The sequence below is a fragment of the Nonomuraea deserti genome (assembly GCF_004348685.1).
Classification (GTDB): Bacteria; Actinomycetota; Actinomycetes; order Streptosporangiales; family Streptosporangiaceae; genus Nonomuraea; species Nonomuraea deserti.
Genome location: NZ_SMKO01000049.1, coordinates 33,941 through 51,874, shown reverse-complemented (window position 1 = coordinate 51,874; position 17,934 = coordinate 33,941). Strand labels below are relative to the sequence as shown.

Sequence of the window (17,934 nt, the reverse complement as noted above, 5' to 3'; positions counted from 1 at the left end):
GCGCAGAGGGGCGCAGAGGGGGCGCAGAGGGGAGCACTGAGGGGGCGTCGAGCGGGCGCTGGCGGGTTCTCAGTGTGACACCGGAAGCGGAGGACGCGTCATCGCCACAGGCCGGAAGCGACTGAGGCCGAGCCGCCGACGTACGGGTGACCGGCCCGCAGCGCGCGGTCACCATCGCCCCCCTGCTCTACGCGCTCAACCCCAGCCGCTACTACGACTCCGACACCGCGAACAAGCTCGCCCGCTCGGTCGACCTCTGCCACGACGGCATCCGCGGCGACTGCTGCGACCAGGCGCGCCGGATGACGCAGCGGACCGGTCGGCGGATCGCGTGGGGCGCTCCGAGGTCACCGTCCAAGGGAACGCTGCCGGTAGAGCCGGAAGGCGAGCGATGCCCCCCGCCAGCCGGACTCCTCGACCCGGAACCACGGCCGGGGCGCCACGAGGGACTGCGCGGCCAACACCGCCGACCGGATCCACGCCCCCAACTGGCCGCTCCCAACCCTTTCCACCAGGCCTGACCAGGGCCGGGTGGGAAAAGGCTTCGGCGGCGTGCGCGCCGACCTCGTGAACTCCGACGACATCGAAGTCGATCTGATCTTCACCGTGGGGCCGCCGCAATGCCCCGCACACGCCGTCATCGTCGAAATCCAGCAGGGCAGGTCCAAAGACCCCCGGCAACTCACCCGCTACGCCGCAGCCACCTGGCTGCAACTGGGCTGCGACGTCACCGTCCTGGTCGTGTGCCCCGACCGCGCCACCGCCGCCCACTACGCGCAGCCCATCGAGTCCGGACCGACCGGCTACCGCCTGCTGCCCGCGGTGCTGGGACCTGACGGCGTGCCGGCCATCACCGACCCCCAGCAGGCCGCCGCCAACCTGGAACTCGCCGCCATGTCCGTCATGATCCACGGCCTCAACCGCAAAGTCGTCGAGGCGTTTGCCACGGCACTCGCCGACACCCACGACGAACACGCTCCGCAGTACTATGAATACGCCTACAGCATGGCCACGCCCGAAATACGCCGCCTCGTGGAGGAGATCATGACGTCCACCACCTGGCCGGTCTACAGTCCTTTCGCCCGCGAACACTTCGGCCGCGGCCTCGAAGAAGGCAAAGCGGAAGGCAAAGCAGAGGGCAAGGCGGAAGAGGCGGGCAGGCTGGTGCTGCTCGTGCTGACCGCCCGCGGCTTCGACGTCCCCGCCGACGTCCGCGCCCGGATCACCTCCTGCACCGACCTGGCCCAGCTCGAAACCTGGGCTACCCGCGCAGCCACCGCCCGGACCCTCCCCGACCTGTTCCACGAACCGAGCTGACAGCACCGTTGGCGCACCCTGGAAGAACTCCAGCAGGGACCGCCGTGGCAGCTGAATGCGACCATCGCGACGCCCACGCTCCGGCGGCGACCGAGGACACCAGGCGTCGCAACGAGAACGTCTTCGCGCGTGTGAACCGGCGTCCCGTCGTTCAGGTGCGCACCCGCTCCTCCCCGTACGGCAGCAGCCGGACCGGTCCCTTCAGCCCGTACGGTTGCCGTTTCAGTCCGCCGTAGACGTCCGGGTCCGCCGTCCTGAGCCGGTTGCCGAGCGGGGTGGCCACCTCGACCTCGATGGTGTTGGTGCCGCGCCTGAGATAAGGGCCGGCGTCCACCACCGGGGAGATCTGGTCGACCGGGTCCAGGCGGCGGCCGTTGACGCGTACCCGGCACGTGTCGGTCACCTCGCCCAGCTCCAGGTACGCCGGGCCGTCCAGGTCCACCGTGGTGGTGTAGGTCCCGATGCCCGACACGTCGGCCAGTTCGGGGATCTCCGTCCAGGGGAGGAGGGCGTCCAGGCTCAGCTCGTGGACGACCTTGTCCGTCCGGTCGGGGGTGGCGCCCGGCCGCCAGTCCTCGACCTCGAGCCGCCACGACGACAGCTCCACGGGCGGGGGGACCTCGCCGATGACCGTGGTGACGGTGCGGCCGGTGGAGAGGGCGGTGGTGTAGGTCCCCGCCTTGGCGGCCCGGACGGCGAGGTCGCCGCCGGAGTAGAGGGCGCGGTCCGCGTCGGTGGCGGTGGCGTGGGGGCGCCGGCCCGAACGGTCGCCGAACAGCCCGGCCCGTCCGATCGCGACGATCCGGGCCTGCCCGGGCTGGAGGGCGACCCGCAGGCGGATCCCGTCGGGCTCCTCCGTGTACAGCGCGATCCGCTCGGCGCGGCCGGTCCACGGGTCCAGCACGTACGGGATGCCGTGGCGGTCCGCTCGGGCCAGCGTGACGTCGTGGTCGATCGGGGCGACCGGCGGCTTGGGGTTCTCGACGTGCTTGCCGTTGCACAGGTAGTAGTAGTCGATCTTCCCGGCCACCCGTCGCAGGGTGAGCAGCGTGCTCGGGGTGGCGGGCCGCATGTCGGGCTCCGCGTCGGGCCCCGCGTCGGGCCGCATGTCGGGCCGCATGTCGGGCCCCGCGTCGGGCCGCATGTCGGGCCGCACGTCGAACCGCGCGTCGGGCCGCACGCCGAGGTCGGCGAGCGCGCCGGGGACGTCCGCCTGGTCGGCGACCAGCCGCACCGTGGGCTCGGCCAGCAGCGCGGCGGCGATTTCGCGGAGCCGCTCGTTCTCGCCGTCCCCGGGCAGGCCCGGCACCGAGGCCGACTCCCACGCGCCGAGCAGCACGATGGGCAGCCCGGCCCGCGCGTACTCCAGCAGCCGCCCGGCCACCGGCACCGTCATCGTGGGCTCGCCCGCGTAGAACTTGTCGCCCTCCACGAACAGCGCCTTGTAGGCGGGGCCCGACGGCGCGAGCCGGCCGCCGGAGACGCGGGCGGCGGGCAGGTCGAGCAGGGGGCCGCTGACGAACTGGTGGGTCCAGCCCGTGGGGATGCCGTCCCGGGTGAACCAGGAGGCGCCGATGCCGGTCTTGGTGTAGCCGGTCTGCCGCAGGACGGCGACGTCGGCGCGGGGGACGCCCTCCCGCAGGACCTGGTGGACGCGGGCGAAATATCCTGAAATATCGGATATGTGTTGCCAGGTGGGCTGGCGCGGCCCCCACGACTCGGAATAGCCGGCCGTCCCGTCGTACGGCGTGAACGCGGCGAACCCCGGCCAGGCCGCCCCCGGCGCGCTCGCGTAGGAGAACCCGTGCAGCACCGTCTGGTTGAGCCCCGCCGCGTACGCGCCCCCCATGGTGGTGAGCAGCTTGGTCCACGTCGTGGTGTAGGCGCCGCCCGCGTACGCGCCCGCCTCGCTGGACAGCACCTCGTGCCCCGCCAGGTCCCGGCCGCCGGCCAGGCAGCGGTAGTCGTCGAGGTTCTTGAACCCGAGCGATTCGCCCTCGGGGATGTCCAGCACGGCCGCCGCCGCGATGGCGTCGGTCCGCAGCCCGTACGGCTGCGCGCGCGACTTCAGCCCGAGCGAGTGGGCCCAGTCGCGCAGCCCGGCGAAGTGGTGCTCGTTGAACAGCTCGGAGATCGTGTCCCAGTAGTCCTTGCGGGCGTGCCTGGTCATGGCGGCCTCGTACGCGAAGACCGGGTCCTCCTCCGCCAGCAGCACCACCGGCAGCAGGGGCGCGAGCGGGTGGCCCCGCCGCCGCCCGAACTCCTCCAGCAGCCCCGGCGTCCACGGCAGCGCGTCGGTCTCGATCTCGATGGAGTCCTCGAACAGCGCGCCGCCCGCCTTCCTCAGCAGCCGGCGCACGGCGGGCGTGAGCAGCTCCGACTCCCAGTGGTCGATGACCGCCCGGGTGCCCGCCGCGCTGAAGTGGTCGACCACGTACGCCTCGGGCGCGGTGTGCGGGCCGGACTCGGGACGCTGGCCGGAGCCGCGCTCCCAGTAGGAGATCAGCACCCACTCGCCGTCGGCGGGCGCGGTCCAGGTGACGCTCTCGCCGGTGACGGGCACCTCCCGCACGGAGGCGGGGTCGAGGCCGGTCTCGTCGCCGGTGGAGTGGGCGGGCTCGATCCTGGCCGCCTGGACGAGCAGCAGTTTCCGCTCGGTGACGCCCTCGGCGGGCGGCACGGCCGGGGGCGGGGCGTCGCCCGCGTACGTGGCGCCCGCGGCGACGGTGACCGAGCCGTGGGCGAGTTCCTTGACCGCGGCCGGGCTGTCCGGGGTGATGGACGGCACCGCGGCCGGCCAGGACGGGCCGATGGTCAGGTCGACGCGGATGCCGCGCCTGGCCGCCTGGTCGAGCGCGGCCTCGACGGCGGCGTTCCACGCGGGGGTGCCCCAGCCGTGGCCGGCCGGGTCGAGCACGGACTTGTCGCGGATGCTGTGGTGCACCGCCGCGATCTCGGCGCCGCCGAACCCGGCGGCGGCGAGCTGGTCGATCTCCCGCCTGATCTCGGCGGGATCCACGTGGGCGTCGGGCCACCACCAGCGCACCATGGGCCGGACGGACCGGCCGGGCCGGGCTAACCATGCCTTTCCCGGACTGCGGGTGGCGAAGGCGGGCGAATCGGTGAGGGCGAGCGCGGTCGCGGCGGTGCCGAGTAAGAGGAAGCCTCGGCGTGTCAGGTCGTTCATGGGGGGTGCTCCAGCGGGCCGTGCCCCCGGACGCCCGAGGGCGGGTGGATGCGCCCGCGGGCGGCGGATGGGCCGCCGCCCGCGGGCGCCGTCTAACTCGGGACGGGGTACGGGAAGGCGTCGGTCACGCCGATCTTGTCGTACTCCATCTTCGAGGCGTCGAAGCCGTCCGCCCAGTTGGCGTTGGTGACCTCGTTGCACTGGTAGCTCTGGTACTTGTCGTCGGTCACCTTGCCGACCTCGATGTTGGCGAAGGAGAAGCCGCAGCCGCCGGCGTCCATGTGCACCCCTCGCGTCCCGCTGTCGGGCATCGACGCGTCGGGGATGACGTCGCCGATCACGACCTGGGAGACGTGGTTGGTGATCGGGTGCGGGTCGCTGTTGCTGACGCCGTAGGTGTAGAAGGCGCCCATGTCACCGCTGTCCAGGCCCGCCTCCTCGATGCGGAGGTACGTGAACACGTTGCCGTGCGCGTAGCCGTCGCCGTCCTTGACCTCGGGGCGGACCTCCAGGCTGACGCCGTAACGGGCGCTGTGCCGGACGACCGTGTGGCTGACCTCGTTGCCGCCGGTGTTCATGAGCTCGACGCCGGCCGCGTCGCCGGGCACGAGCTCGCCGACGTGGTGGATGTAGTTGTTGGTGAAGACGTTGTGACCGGCCACGTCGCCCTCACCCGGGTACGGCCCCTCGACCTTGATGCCGTCGGCGCCGATGTTCTCCAGCAGGCTGTCGGAGATCCGGATGTGGTCGTTGGCGAACAGCAGGTAGACCGCCGTGAAGCCGGTGTCGGCGATGCGCAGCCGGGTCAGGTCGATGTGGCGGGTGTTGGTGAGGGTGACCGCGCCGAACCGGTTGCGCGGCATCTCGATCTGCCGGTCGTACTCGGGGTACTTGTGCGGCACTCCGGCGTCGCCCGCGCTGATCCAGCCGTTGCGGTACCAGCCGACGAAGTCGCTGTACTGCAGGGCCAGCCCGTCGAAGGTGAGGTTCTGCACCCGCTTGTCCGGGGTGCTGCCTGCCAGCGAGACGATCGTCTGCACCGTGGGCGCCACGACCTTGTCGATCGAGCCGCGCGGCCAGTAGTAGACCTCGCCCTTGTCGAAGTCGAAGAAGTACTCGCCGGGCTGGTCGAGGAAGTCCAGCGAGTTCTGCAGGAAGTAACGCGAGCCGCCGCGGCTGTTGACCATGGCGTAGCGCGTCCAGTGTTCCAGGGTGATCTGGTTGTCGTCCCACGACGGGTTCTGGATGGGGACGGTGTCGGTGAACCAGCTCCAGCTGCCGCCCGACCAGACCGTCACCTGCGCGTTGTCGAGGTTCCAGCTCTTGTCCCACTCGCCCGGCTTGGAGTAGAGCCACTGGTGCACCGCCTCCTTCTCCGGCTCCTTGAGCACAGAGGTGAGGTACGGCGCCCACACGTCGTCGGACCTGCGGTTGGGGAATCGGGCGGTGGTGGCGCGCTTGCCGTCCTCGAACAGCGTGTGGAAGTCACGGTCGACCTTGGTCTTGTAGATGTCGCCCTTGTGCTTCTCCCAGCCGGTGAGCGGCTCGGCGCCGAGCAGGCGGGCCTTGCCCGGCCCGTCCACGCTGCGGTAGATGATCCTGTGGCCGTTCTCTCCCGAGTCGGCCTCGGTGAACTCGATGGTCTCTTCGACGACGTAGTCACCGGCCTTGACGTTGACCACGATGTCGCACTTCTGGTGCTTCTTCTTGGCCCTGACCTGGTCGCGGGCGTGTTCGATCGTCTTCCACGGGCGCTGCGCGTTGCCCGCCCCGCGGTCCGCGCCATCGGGCGCGACGTAGAACTCGGTCGGCTTGCACGGGGCCTGGGCGCCGGCGGCCGGGGCGACGACCAGCGCCGCCAGGACGACCACCGCCGCGCCCGCGACCTTCACTGCTTCACCTTCGCTTCCGGCAGCGGGTACGGGAACGCGCCGGTCACGCCGATCTTGTCGTACTCCATCTTCGAGGCGTCGAAGCCGTCCGCCCAGTTGGCGTTGGTGACCTCGTTGCACTGGTAGCTCTGGTACTTGTCGTCGCTGACCTCGCCGACCTCGATGTTGGCGAAGGAGAAGCCGCAGCCGCCGGCGTCCATGTGCACGCCGCGGGTGCCGCTGTCCGGCATCGCGCCGGCCGGGTCGTTGATGACGTCGCCGATCACCATCTGCGAGACGTGGTTGTCGATCTCGTGCGGTTCGGTGTTGCTGACGCCGTAGGTGTAGAAGGCGCCCATGTCGCCGCTGTCGAGCCCCGCCTCGTCGATGCGGATGTAGGAGAAGCGGTTGTTGCGGGCGTAGTTGTCCTCGTCCTTGACCTCGGGCCGCACCTCGAGGCTGATGCCGTAGCGGGCGCTGTGCCGGACGTTGATGTGGCTGATCTCGTTGTTGCCCGTGCTGAGCAGCTCGATGCCGGCCGCGTCGCCGGGGACCAGCTCGCCGACGTGGTGGATGTAGTTGTTCGTGATCGTGTGGTGCCCCGAGATGTCACCCTCGCCGGGGTAGCCGCCCTCGACCTTGATTCCGTCGGCGCCGATGTTCTCCAGCAGGCTGTCCGACACCCTGACCCGCTCGTTGGCGAACAGCAGGTAGACGCCCATGAAGCCGCTGTCCGACAGGCGCAGCCCGGTCAGGTCGATGTCCCGCGAGTTCGTCACCGTGATCATGCCGAACCGGTTGCGCGGCATCTCGATCTGCCGGTCGTAGACCGGATACTCGTGCACGTAGCCCGAGTCTCCCTCGCTGATCCAGCCCGCGCGGTACCAGTCCACGAAGTCGCTGTACTGCAGCGCCAGCCCGTCGAAGGCGAGATCCTGCACCCGCTGCTCGGGGGTGCTGCCCGCGATCTGCAGGATCGTCTTCACCGTCGGCGCCATGACCTTGTCGATCGAGCCGCGCGGCCAGTAGTAGACCTCGCCCTTGGCGAAGTCGAAGTAGTACTCACCCGGCTGGTCGAGGAAGCGCAGCGTGTTCTGCAGGAAGTAACGCGAGCCGCTGCGGCTGTTGACGAACGAGTAGCGGGCCCAGTGGTTGAGCGTGAAGAAGTTCTTGCGGAAGTCGGCGCCGCCCAGCGGCACGGTGTCGGTGAACCAGCTCCACGAGCCGCCCGACCAGACCACGATCTGGGCGTTCTGGTCGAAGTCGGCGTCCCACTCCTGCGGCACGTCCTCCGGCTTGAAGTACAGCCACTGGCGCACCGCCTCCTTCTCCGGCTCGCCGAGGATGGAGAACAGGTAGGGGGACCACAGGTCGTCGCTCGTCCTGTTCGGGTGGCGGGCGGTGGTGGCGCGCTTGCCGTCCTCGAACAGCGTGTAGAAGTTACGGTCGATCTTCGTCTTGTAGATGTTGTCCTTGTACTTCTGCCAGCCGGTGAGCGGCTGGGCGCCGAGCAGGCGGGCCTTGCCCGGCCCGTCCGCGCTGCGGTAGGTGATCGTGTGGCCGTTCTCGCCCGAGTCGGCCTCGGTGAACTCGATGGTCTTGCCGACGACGTAGTCACCGGCCTTCACGTTGACCACGATGTCGCACTTCTGGGGCCTCTTGTCGGCCCGCAGGGCGTCGCGGGCCTGCTCGATCGACTTCCACGGACGTTTGTCACTGCCGTCGCCCCGGTCGCCGCCCGAGGGGGAGACGTAGTAGTCACAGGTGGGTTTCCCGGCCGCCGATGGGCTGGGGGTGGGGGCGGTTACGCTGCCGATGAGTAAGACGATCGCTCCGACAGACCTGAACATCACTGGCTCTCCTTGACGTTCCGCCACCGCTCGTACTCGGCGCGGGTTTCGGGGGTGAGGGGGTAGTAGTCGGAAAGCGCCCCGCCTTCCTCGATGCGGGCGCGGCTGTAGAGCTCCCACTGCTCGTGGTCGGCGGCCGCCTCCAGCACCTGCTGGGCGCGGCGGCGCGGCACGATCACCGCGCCGTCGTCGTCGGCCACGCACAGGTCGCCGGGCAGCGCGAGCGTCCCGCCGACGGCCACCGGCACGTCGTACGCCCACGGGAACAGCTCCGCCTGCGAGGCGTAGTGGGGGGTGGCGCCCGTCGACCAGATCGGCAGGCCGAGACCGCCCACCCTGGGCAGGTCCCTGATCCGGCCGTCGACGACGATGCCCGCGCCGCCCTTGCGCTTGAAGTAGCGGACCAGCATGTCGCCGAAGCACCCGGTGTAGGCGCTGCCGTACGCCTGCACGACCAGCACGTCACCGGGCTGGATCTCCTCCAGGACGGCCCACAGGGCGGTGTGCCGCTCGACGTACTCCTGGCCGAGCCCGGAGGCGACGTCCTCGCGCTGCGGCATGAACTGCAGCGTGCGCACCCGGCCGGCGATCTTCTGTCCTTGGGCGATGGGACGCGGTCCCTCGATGAAGGTGCGCCGGATGCCCTGCGCGTGCAGCTTGGCGCAGGCGGTGGCCGCGCTGATCCGGGACAGCCCCTCCACCAGGGCGGGATCGGGTTCGGCGGGTAGTTCCCCGCGAACAGGCAGATCCCAGATGGCGTCGTCCATGAAACTCCTCAGTAGTGCTGGTGCGACGGCGTGCGGGCGCGCGCGGTCGTGTGCAGGTCGAGCCGGATGCGGCGGCCGGGCGGCAGCTCCACGAGCAGGCGCGGACCGTCCACCGTCACCTCCTGACCGGCCTGGGTGATCGGGGGAGGGGTGTAGGCGCGCGGGTCACCCGGGTAGCCGTCGCCGGACCCGTCCACGGATGCGGTGACCACCGCGCGGTCGATACGGTGCTCGCCGAACGCGCCCGCCTGCACCACGACCCTGCGGGTGCGGGCGACGCTGAGGTTGACCAGCTCGACGCCGGTGGCGCCGGGGCGTACCGAGTCGACCAGCGCGGCCACGTCCGGGGGCAGGCCGGGACGGCGGCGATCGGCGTCGAAGTAGGCGAGCCGGGCGGGCAGCAGCCCGCCGTTGTAGAGCACCTGCGGGGTGCCGGTGGCCAGCTGCAGCAGAGCCTCCGTGACGACCGGGTTGAGCCGCTGCCAGTGGTGCACGTGGATGGTGGACAGGTCCGCGGTGTCGGCGTCGATGAGCGCCATGCGCCGCTGCACCTGGCCGAGCGCCGCCGACAGCATGGCCTCGGGGAAGCCGGGGTTGGCGCCGCGCAGGAACTCCAGCCAGGGCGCCTCGTGCCCGGCCTCCTCCTTGTTGCGGAACGGGCGCACGGTCGTCCAGTCGTAGCCGGAGCCGGCCCGCAGCCGGTCGAGCCGGTCGGCGTCGCCGCCGGACTGGCTCGCGTGCCAGAGCCAGACCGGCAGGCCCAGCTGCGGCGGCTGGAAGTCGAACCAGCCCTCGTCGTCGTGCCGGTTGGGCACCAGCATGGTGGGCTTGCCCGCCTCGTCGCCGAGCTCGGCCAGCCAGCGGTCGCTGATGCTCATGTCCGTCTCGGTCACGCTCGCCTGGACGGCGTGGCCGTACACGGCCTCCAGAGGGTCGCGGCCGATGGCGAGCGCGGCGTCGTCGCCGGTCAGCAGGTGGGCGTTGACCGCGGCGATCGCGGCGGCGGCGCCCACGCTGTAGATGCCGTGCGGCCACTGCCAGCCGTAGTTGCCGCCGTACCAGCGGCCGCCGTGCAGCTCGCCGACGACGCCGGACGGGCCGACGTTGTCGGGCAGGATCCCGCCGTTGGCCTCCGCCCTGCGCTGCCAGGCGCCGATGTAACGCAGCGCCCAGTCGCGGTATCGCTCGTCACCGTCGTACAGCCAGGCGTTGACGGCCAGGCTGGTCGCTGCCAGGTTGACGGCCACGTCGCCGCGGCCGATGCGCTCGCTCATCGCCGCGCCCATGCGGGCGGCGCTGCTCGGGTCGGCCAGGTCCTCCCACCGCGTGATGCCCGGCAGGTCGCGCAGCGGCAGGCCGAACGGCCGCATGCTGACCAGGTCGGTGTGGTACGAGGCCCACTCCCACTGCAGGCCGTAGCGGGGGCCGCCGGCGCCGTTGTGCGGGGCGCGGACGATGTCGCGCTCGGCGTCGTAGTTGGCCGAGCCGGGCAGGTAGAGGTCGGCGAAGCGGCGCGCCCGCGCCCGGAAACGTTCGTCGCGCGGGTCCGCCGCGCAGATGCCGTAGAACAGCAGCAGCGACTCGCCCTGGTGGAACCAGTCATAGCCGCGCTCGAACTCGTCCACCAGGTAGCCGAGCTCCGTGAGCTGCGTGGTGACGCCCTCCCAGTGGTGCTTGGCGGCGTCCAGCAGGTCGTCCGCGCCGCCCAGCTGGTAGAGCGTCGGCCAGTTGAAGAACGCCTCGTAGAAGTCGTCGGCGCCGTCCCGGTCGGCGGCCGGCCCGTGGTAGATGAGCCGACCGTCGGGGCCGCAGTAGCGGGCGGCGAAGGCCCGCCAGGCCTCGTCGAGCGTGTCGAACAGGCGGCGCTCCAGCACCGCCCACGCGGGCGGCGTGCCGAGCGGGACGGTCGCCGTGACAGAGGGATCGCTTGCGGGTCCCGGGTGTGCAGAGGGATCGCTCGCGGGTCCCGGGTGTGCAGAGGGATCGCTCGCGGGTCCCGGGTGTGCAGAGGGATCGCTCGCGGGTCCCGGGTGTGCGGAGGGATCGTTCGCCGGTTCGGGGGGTACTGCGCGCATCTTCAACCTTTCGTGGCCCCGGCGGTGAGGCCGCTGATGATGTGCCGTTGCATGAGGACGAAGAAGACGAGGAGCGGGGCGATGGCCAGCAGCAGCGTCGGGAAGACCACCGTGTAGTCGGTGGAGTACTGGCTGACGGCGGCGTAGACGCCCGTGGTCACCGTGTAGAGGCCGCTGCCGGGGCCCAGGATGATCTGCGGGTTCACGAAGTCGTTCCACACCGAGAACGTGTTGAGGATGACCATCGTGGCGACCGCGGGCCGCATCAGCGGGAAGACGATCTGCCAGAACGTGCGCAGCCGGCCCGCCCCGTCGACGGCCGCCGCCTGGTCGAGCACGGCGGGGATGGTGGCGATGTAGCCGGCGTACAGGAAGATCGAGAACGGCAGCGTGAGCGTGGTCTCGAACAACACGAACCCGCGGATCGTGCCCATGAGGCCGAGGGTCTTGAGCACGTACACGACCGGGATGACCAGCACCTGGCCCGGGATGAACGTCCCGGCCAGGAAGAACAGCATGAGCACCCGGAAGCGCCGCTTGGGGCTGCGCGCGATGGTGTACGCGGCGGGCGCGGCCAGCAGCACCGACAGCACGTTGACGGCCACCACGAACAGCAGCGTGACCGCGTACCCCTTGACCACGTCGAACTGCGGGTTCGTCAGCGCCCTGCCGAGCGGTTCCAGCGTGAGGCCGTCGAGGCCGAACGGGTTGCCGAGGATCTCCTGCTGTCCCTTGAACGCGTTGACGGTCAGCACGTAGAGCGGGATCAGCATGAAGGCGACGGTCGCCCAGAGGAAGGTCTTTCTCACTGGTGCACCGCCATCTCGCCGCGCCGGCGCAGCCTGGTCACCACGAACGCGAGCGCCGCGGTGACCAGCATGAGGATCACCGATTGGGCGGAGCCGAAGCCGAGGCGGGCGTCGTGGAAGGAGTTCCACAGGATGAGGTAGGCGACGGTCTGGGTCTGCCCGGCCGGGCCGCCCGCCGTCAGCGACACCACCAGGTCGTACGTCTTGAGCAGCGTCACCAGCGACAGCACGATGTTGATCGTCACCGACGGGCCCAGCGCGGGCAGTGTCACGTTCCTGAACACCTGCCGGCGGGTCGCCCCGTCGATCTTCGCGGCCTCGATCAGCGAGTGCGGCACCGCCTGGAGCCCGGCCAGGTAGAGCACCACGTTGACACCGAACCCGGCCCACACCAGCACCGCGATCATGGTGACGGTGGCCCAGGCCGGGTCGGACAGGAACGGCAGCACCTCACCGCCCCACGTGGTCACCAGGTTGTTGACCGCGCCGGTGGTGCCGAGGATGGCCGACCAGAGGAAGCCGACCACGAGGGCGCTGAGCACGTGCGGGTAGAACAGCACGATGCGGAAGAACGTGTTGGCCCGGGAGGCACCGTTAACCAGGAGGGCGAAGCCGAGGCCGAGCAGGTTGAGCCCGGCCGTGCCCGCCGCCGCGACCAGCAGGGTGACCAGGGCCGCGCGGCGCAGCTCGGGGTCGTCGAGCAGGCTCGCGTAGTTGGCGGCGCCGACGAAGGCGGGGTCGGCGCTGAAGCCGTCCCAGTCGGTCAGGCTCAGGTAGAAGGCCAGGCCGACCGGGATGACCAGCATCACCACGTAGAGGACGGTGGCCGGGCCGGCCATCAGCGCGGTCGTCAGGCCGTCGTGCCGCCTGGGCTTCCGTGGGGCCTCCCGCACCGTGGCGACGGGTGCTTCTCGGGTGAGGGTCATGATCGTCCGGCCAGCCAGCGGTCCACGCCCTCGGCGACCTCCTTGGGCGACTTGCCCACGTACAGGCCCTGGACCTCGGTGTTCCACGCGGAGTTGAAGCCCTTGGGGAGGGTGGCGTCGCCGTAGCCCTCGCCCTGCGGGACGCCGGCCGGCGCCTGGTCGAGGATCTCCTGCACCTGCTTCTCGAGCGGGGTGAACGCGCGCTCGACGCCGGTGCGGAAGTTGCCGTCCTGCTTGAGCTGGCTCTTGACCGCGGCCGGGTCGGTGACGAGCCACTGGACCAGCTTGAGCGCCGCGTCCTTCTGCGGGCTCGACTTGAGGATCATGTAGGGTGCCGCGAGCGTCGCGCCCTGCGGGCCGGGATACTGCTGGCCCTTGTCGACCGGGGCCGGGAAGACGCCGACCTCGAAGTCCTTCTCGGCCTTGGCCTCGGCGGCGGTGAACCAGCTGCCCATGACGTACATGGCCGACTTGCCGGACAGGAACGCGGTTTCGGCGTCGGCGTACTTCATGCCCAGGGCGTTCTTGTCGACGTACCCCTTGCCGATCCAGCCGTGGTAGCGCTCCAGGTACGGCAGCAGCGACTCGCCGGCCTTGATCTTGCCTGCGCTGACGTCCTGCTGCCAGGTGGGGTGGTTCTGGGCGCGGGAGGGGTTGGAGAGCTGGAGCAGTTGCAGGCCGGTCAGGAAGTCGCCGCCGGTCTGCAGCGGCAGGTAGCCGGCCGCCTTGAGCTTGCCCATGGCCGCGTCGAGCTCGTCCCACGTGGTCGGCGGCTTGTCGATCCCGGCCTTGCCGAAGGCGGCCTTGTTGTAGAAGACCAGCGACTGGGCCTGCACGCCGACGCCGACGGTGTAGATCCTGCCGCCCAGCTTGGCCTGCTCGACCAGCGGCGTGTCCTTCGCCCACGGCTGGTCGCTCAGGTCGAGCATCTGCTTGGCCAGCGTCTCGTCCGCCATCAGCGTCTCGACCACGTCGGGGGCGTTGCCGGCGGCGAGCTGCTGCGGCAGCGTGTCGGCCACGCCCTTGCCGGTAGGCGCCTCGATCTTCACGTCGATGCCGGGGTTCGCCTGCTCGAACGGCTTGACCAGGCCGTCCCAGTACGCCTGCGTGAGGTTCGGGCTGATGTTGACCAGCATCCTGACGGTGACCTGGCGGCCCTCGCTCTGCTGTGCTTGGGAGTCGCCGGCGAAGCCGCCCCCGCCGCAGCCGGTGAGCAGGAGCAGGCATCCGATGCCTGACAGGACGAGGGATGAACGGGGGGACCGCATCGCACCTCCAAGGGGGCGAGATCTGCGACGCCTTTTTAATGGGTCGATACTCGATTAGCGATTATTTAATACGTTGGTAACCGGGGTCGGTCAAGGGGTTATGCTCTGCTACAAATACGTTTCCAGCGGTCGTCTGAGTCATAAATACGTTAGAGTTGGGGCGTGACTGGACGCGTTGACGACAAACGGCTGGTAATGGGCGCCGAGGAGCGCGCCACGCTCGAGGCATGGGCGGAGGAGCCCGGCGGCGGGCTTGGCCTGCGCAGCCGCATCGTGCTGGCGTGCGCCGACGGGCTGTCGCGCAAGGAGATCGCGTCCCGGCTCGCCGTCAGCTCGGCGACCGTCGCGAAGTGGCGCGCCCGCTTCGTGGAGCGCGGCCTCGACGGCCTGGCCGACGCCCCGAGACCCGGGCGGCCGCGCAGCACCGAGCGGCAGGAGGCCGAACGCGTGATCGCCGCCGCCCATGGCTCCGCCGTGCCCTCCACCCGCTCGATGGCCAGGCAGCTCGGGCTGTCGCAGTCGACGGTCGCGCGCATCTGGCAGGAGCAGCAGATCGCGCCGCCCGCCAGCCAGGTGCTGCCCAGGGAGCTGCTGTCCGACCGGGTCTACGCGCTGCTGCGCGGCTGGATCGTCTCGGGAGAGCTCGTGGCCGGGCAGCGGCTGGTGGAGGCCGAGATCGCCCGCCGGGTCGGCACCAGCCAGGCCCCGGCGAGAGAGGCTATCAAGCGATTGGCGCACGAAGGACTGGTCATCTCCTATCCCAACCGGGGCAGCTACGTCGCGGAGATCTCCGACGAGCAGGCCCGGGAGGTGCGTGACATCAGGGTGCTGCTGGAGGAGTATGCCGCACGCGGCGCCGCCGTCCGCATCCAGCCCGAGACGTTGCAGCAGCTCGCGGGGGATGTGCTGGCCATGCGGCGGGCGGCGGGCGACGGCGACATCGGAGCGTTCAGAGACGCGGACCTCGCCTTCCACCGGCGGGTGTGCGCCGCGTGCGGCAACTCCTTCCTGCTGCGGTTGTGGCGGACCATCGAGTCGAACCTGTGGAGCCTGCACGTGGTGGGCAACCCCCTGTACGAAGGCGACTGGATGGCGATGGCCGGTCACCATGACGACCTGGTGGCGGCCCTGTCGTCCGGCGACCCGGACGAGGCGGCCCGCCTCTTCGCCGCCCACGCCCGCGGCGAGGCCTCCCGCACCCGTCCCCGCTCCCGGCCCGGCGCCGCCCCGCCGGGCCCGGAGGGCGTCAGGCCGGGGTGAGCTCGTACGTCGTGCCCTTGCGGGTGTCGAAGACGAGGACCCCGGGTTCGGGCCGGTCGACCTTGACCGGGCGGCCTCGTTCCGTGACGGTGACCGGGCGGGCGGTGCGGAGGGTGAGCCTGCGTCCGAGGTCCGAGCGGATCCGGCCGCTCCGCAGGGCGCCGCCGTCCCACGTGAGGTCCACCTCGAACCCGCCGCGCGCCCGCAACCCCCGGTACGACCCGGCGGGCCATGCGGCGGGCAGGGCGGGCAGCAGGTGCACCTGGTCGCCGTGGCTCTGCAGCAGCATCTCCGTGATCCCGGAGACCCCGCCGAAGTTCCCGTCGATCTGGAACGGCGGGTGCAGGTCGAACATGTTGGGCGCGGTGCGCGCGGGCACGAGCAGGTTGCCCAGCCGCTTGTACGCCTCGGCGGCGTCCAGCAGCCGTGCCCAGAAGTTGATCTTCCAGGCGAGTGACCATCCCGCACCCGCCTCGCCGCGCAGCTCCAGCGTCCGGCGGGCCGCCTGGGCCAGGTCAGGGGAGAGGCGCGGGTCGATCTGGTGGCCGGGGAACAGCCCCCACAGGTGGGAGATGTGCCGGCTACGTGACAGGGCGGCGTCGCCGCGGTAGTCCTCCTGCCACTCCTGGATCTGCCCGAGATGCCCCACCTGGTTGGGCACGAGCCGCTCGCGGGCCTCGCCGGCCTTGGCGCGGAGCTCCTCCTCGACCCCGAGGACCTCCGAGGCCTCCGCGAACGCGCCGAACAGGTCCCGCAGGATCTGCATGTCCATGGTGGGCCCGGCGCAGATGCTGACGTTCTCGCCGCCGTCCTCGTGGTGGCCCACCTCCGGCGAGTGGGAGGGGTTGGTCACCAGGTAGCCGGTCCTGGGGTCGGTCTGCAGGGTGTCGAGGAAGAACTCCACCGAGCCCTTGATGAGCGGGAAGTGCTCGCGCAGCCGCCGCTCGTCGCCGGTGTAGAGGTAGTGCTCCCACAGCGTCAGGCACAGCCACGCCCCGCCGGTCGGCCACACGCCGTAGAAGGCGAAGTCCACGGGCGCCGTGCCGCGCCAGCCGTCGGTGTTGTGGTGGGCGACCCAGCCCTTCGCGCCGTACTGCGTCCTGGCGGTGCGCGCGCCGGTCTCCGCCAGGTCCCTGATCAGGTCGAACAGCGGGTCCATGCACTCGATGAGGTTGCCGGGCCCGGCCGGCCAGTAGTTCATCTCGCAGTTGATGTTGATGGTGTACTTCGACTCCCACGCCGGCGTGAGGGAGTCGTTCCAGATGCCCTGCAGGTTGGCCGCGTGGCCCGGCGCCCGGGAGCAGGAGATCAGCAGGTAGCGGCCGTACTGGAAGTAGAGGGCGGCCAGCTGCGGGTCGGTGTCGAGCTGGCGGCGGGCGATGCGCTCGCCGGTCGGCAGCGCGACCGCCTCCGACGTGCCGAGGTCGATCTCGACCCGCCCGAACAGCTTCTGGTAGTCGTGGACGTGCTTGCGCCGCAGCACCTCGTACGGCTGCCCGGCGGCCCGCTTCAGATGCCGCTCGGCCACCTCGTCGGGGTCGCCGCCGACGTCCTTGAAGCTGCGGTAGCCGGAGCCCATGGAGATGAGCAACGTCACCTCGTCGGCGCCGGTCACGGTGAGCGTGCCGCCGTCGGTGCCGACCGTCCCGCCCTTCGCCTCGGCCCTGGCCAGGGCGCGGAAGCGCACCTCGCCCCTGAGCCCCTGGGTGTCGCCGCTGACGCCGTCGAGGGCGATGGTGTCGCGTCCCGCGGCGGCCGTCGTGGTGGTCTGCGGGCTGGAGAAGGCCGCCTGGAACGTCACCGAGCCGGGCTTGTCGGCGGTGTGCCGCACGACGATGACCTGGCCGGGGTTGCTGGCGAAGACCTCGCGGGTGTGGCGGACGCCGTCGCGGACGTAGGTCACGGTGGTGACGGCGCGGGTCAGGTCGAGCTCGCGCCGGTAGCCGGTGAAGCCGGCCGAGCCGGGGAAGGTCAGGGTGAGGTCGCCGAGCACCTGGTACGGCGCCTGCTCGCTCGGGACGCCGAGGAACTTCTCGTCGGCCAGGTTCTGCGCCTTCTGCCACTTGTCCTCCCAGACCCACTGCCGGATCTGCGGGAGGGCGGCCAGCGCCTCGGGGTTGTCGTAGGTGTGCGGCCCGCCGGCCCAGATGCTGTCCTCGTTCAGCTGGAACCGTTCGGTGGCCACGCCGCCGAACACCATGGCGCCGATCCGCCCGCAGCCGACGGGCAGCGCTTCGAGCCACTCCTCGGCCGGGCGGGTGTACCAGAGGGTGAGCGGGTTGCCCTCCGGGCCGTGCCGCGTCCCGGCCTGCGCCGGACCGGCGCTCACCCCGGTCACGAGCACGGATCCGGCCGCGGCGCCTAAGCCCGTCGCGAGCACGCCTCGTCGTGTGTAGCCGTCGTTGGTCACCGTTACTCCTCTTCCAGAACGCATGCCGCCGCCGGGGCGGGATGTCGTGAGAGCGATGAGGGCGATCGCGCCGTCAGGGGGTCCGGGTGTCTCTCGGACCGCGGGGACGTCGAAGGCGAGTTGTTCAGCGGACGTTCACCGCGAACATAGGATGTATGTCTACGCGAAGAGGGCCTTGATGTCCATACCTCCCT

Annotated in this window: 12 protein-coding genes; 3 read left to right on the top strand and 9 right to left on the bottom strand. The window is 70.8% G+C overall.

Annotated elements, in window-relative coordinates:
- The first annotated feature begins 146 nt into the window (after window positions 1–146).
- Together E1292_RS19910 and E1292_RS19905 are read left to right on the top strand one after the other, a co-directional pair.
- Window positions 147–521: a hypothetical protein gene (locus E1292_RS19910; protein ID WP_132596728.1), complete on the top strand. Its 375-nt coding sequence runs from the start codon at window positions 147–149 to the stop codon at window positions 519–521.
- A gap of 31 nt (window positions 522–552) precedes the next feature.
- Window positions 553–1,317, top strand: coding sequence for an RpnC/YadD family protein (locus tag E1292_RS19905; protein ID WP_132596727.1), 765 nt, complete (start codon window positions 553–555; stop codon window positions 1,315–1,317).
- 151 nt (window positions 1,318–1,468) lie between these two features.
- Here E1292_RS19905 and E1292_RS19900 read toward each other — a convergent pair whose 3' ends face one another.
- The 8 genes from E1292_RS19900 to E1292_RS19865 form a co-directional block, all read right to left on the bottom strand.
- Window positions 1,469–4,504: a glycosyl hydrolase gene (locus E1292_RS19900; RefSeq protein ID WP_132596726.1), complete on the bottom strand. Its 3,036-nt coding sequence runs from the start codon at window positions 4,502–4,504 to the stop codon at window positions 1,469–1,471.
- 92 nt (window positions 4,505–4,596) lie between these two features.
- The gene (locus E1292_RS19895) at window positions 4,597–6,396 is read right to left on the bottom strand and encodes a right-handed parallel beta-helix repeat-containing protein (protein ID WP_132596725.1); all 1,800 of its coding nucleotides are present in this window, start codon (window positions 6,394–6,396) and stop codon (window positions 4,597–4,599) included.
- Window positions 6,393–8,225 carry a right-handed parallel beta-helix repeat-containing protein gene (locus E1292_RS19890; RefSeq protein ID WP_132596724.1) on the bottom strand — a complete coding sequence of 611 codons (1,833 nt, stop codon included), beginning with the start codon at window positions 8,223–8,225 and terminating at the stop codon, window positions 6,393–6,395. Before E1292_RS19890 ends, E1292_RS19895 begins: the two co-directional genes overlap by 4 nt.
- Window positions 8,225–8,992 (bottom strand): RraA family protein, encoded by a 768-nt coding sequence (locus E1292_RS19885; protein WP_132596723.1) that lies wholly within the window; start codon window positions 8,990–8,992, stop codon window positions 8,225–8,227. Before E1292_RS19885 ends, E1292_RS19890 begins: the two co-directional genes overlap by 1 nt.
- Before the next feature lie 8 nt (window positions 8,993–9,000).
- Window positions 9,001–11,067, bottom strand: coding sequence for a DUF8034 domain-containing protein (locus tag E1292_RS19880; protein WP_500690522.1), 2,067 nt, complete (start codon window positions 11,065–11,067; stop codon window positions 9,001–9,003).
- Between the two features lie 2 nt (window positions 11,068–11,069).
- Window positions 11,070–11,876 carry a carbohydrate ABC transporter permease gene (locus E1292_RS19875; protein WP_220446950.1) on the bottom strand — a complete coding sequence of 269 codons (807 nt, stop codon included), beginning with the start codon at window positions 11,874–11,876 and terminating at the stop codon, window positions 11,070–11,072.
- On the bottom strand, window positions 11,873–12,802 hold the full coding sequence (locus tag E1292_RS19870) for a carbohydrate ABC transporter permease (RefSeq protein ID WP_220446949.1): 930 nt from the start codon (window positions 12,800–12,802) through the stop codon (window positions 11,873–11,875). Before E1292_RS19870 ends, E1292_RS19875 begins: the two co-directional genes overlap by 4 nt.
- A complete protein-coding gene (locus tag E1292_RS19865) occupies window positions 12,799–14,070 on the bottom strand; it encodes an ABC transporter substrate-binding protein (RefSeq protein ID WP_132596721.1) in 1,272 nt (423 codons plus the stop codon). Before E1292_RS19865 ends, E1292_RS19870 begins: the two co-directional genes overlap by 4 nt.
- A 162-nt stretch (window positions 14,071–14,232) precedes the next feature.
- Here E1292_RS19865 and E1292_RS19860 point away from each other — a divergent pair, with 162 nt between their 5' ends.
- Window positions 14,233–15,330, top strand: coding sequence for an FCD domain-containing protein (locus E1292_RS19860; RefSeq protein WP_220446948.1), 1,098 nt, complete (start codon window positions 14,233–14,235; stop codon window positions 15,328–15,330).
- On the opposite strand, the gene E1292_RS19855 is transcribed toward E1292_RS19860, so the two are convergent.
- Window positions 15,317–17,740, bottom strand: a complete 2,424-nt coding sequence (locus tag E1292_RS19855; RefSeq protein ID WP_220446947.1) for a glycoside hydrolase family 95 protein — start codon at window positions 17,738–17,740, stop codon at window positions 15,317–15,319. The two genes, E1292_RS19860 and E1292_RS19855, sit on opposite strands and share 14 nt — an antisense overlap.
- Between the last annotated feature and the right edge of the window lie 194 nt (window positions 17,741–17,934).

What these genes read in the sequence shown, in the direction of transcription:
- E1292_RS19900 (WP_132596726.1), bottom strand. Translation starts at nt 4,504, where the DNA reads ATGAACGACCTGACACGCCGAGGCTTCCTCTTACTCGGCACCGCCGCG.
- E1292_RS19890 (WP_132596724.1), bottom strand. Translation starts at nt 8,225, where the DNA reads ATGTTCAGGTCTGTCGGAGCGATCGTCTTACTCATCGGCAGCGTAACC.
- E1292_RS19885 (WP_132596723.1), bottom strand. Translation starts at nt 8,992, where the DNA reads ATGGACGACGCCATCTGGGATCTGCCTGTTCGCGGGGAACTACCCGCC.
- E1292_RS19880 (WP_500690522.1), bottom strand. Translation starts at nt 11,067, where the DNA reads ATGCGCGCAGTACCCCCCGAACCGGCGAACGATCCCTCCGCACACCCG.
- E1292_RS19870 (WP_220446949.1), bottom strand. Translation starts at nt 12,802, where the DNA reads ATGACCCTCACCCGAGAAGCACCCGTCGCCACGGTGCGGGAGGCCCCA.
- E1292_RS19865 (WP_132596721.1), bottom strand. Translation starts at nt 14,070, where the DNA reads ATGCGGTCCCCCCGTTCATCCCTCGTCCTGTCAGGCATCGGATGCCTG.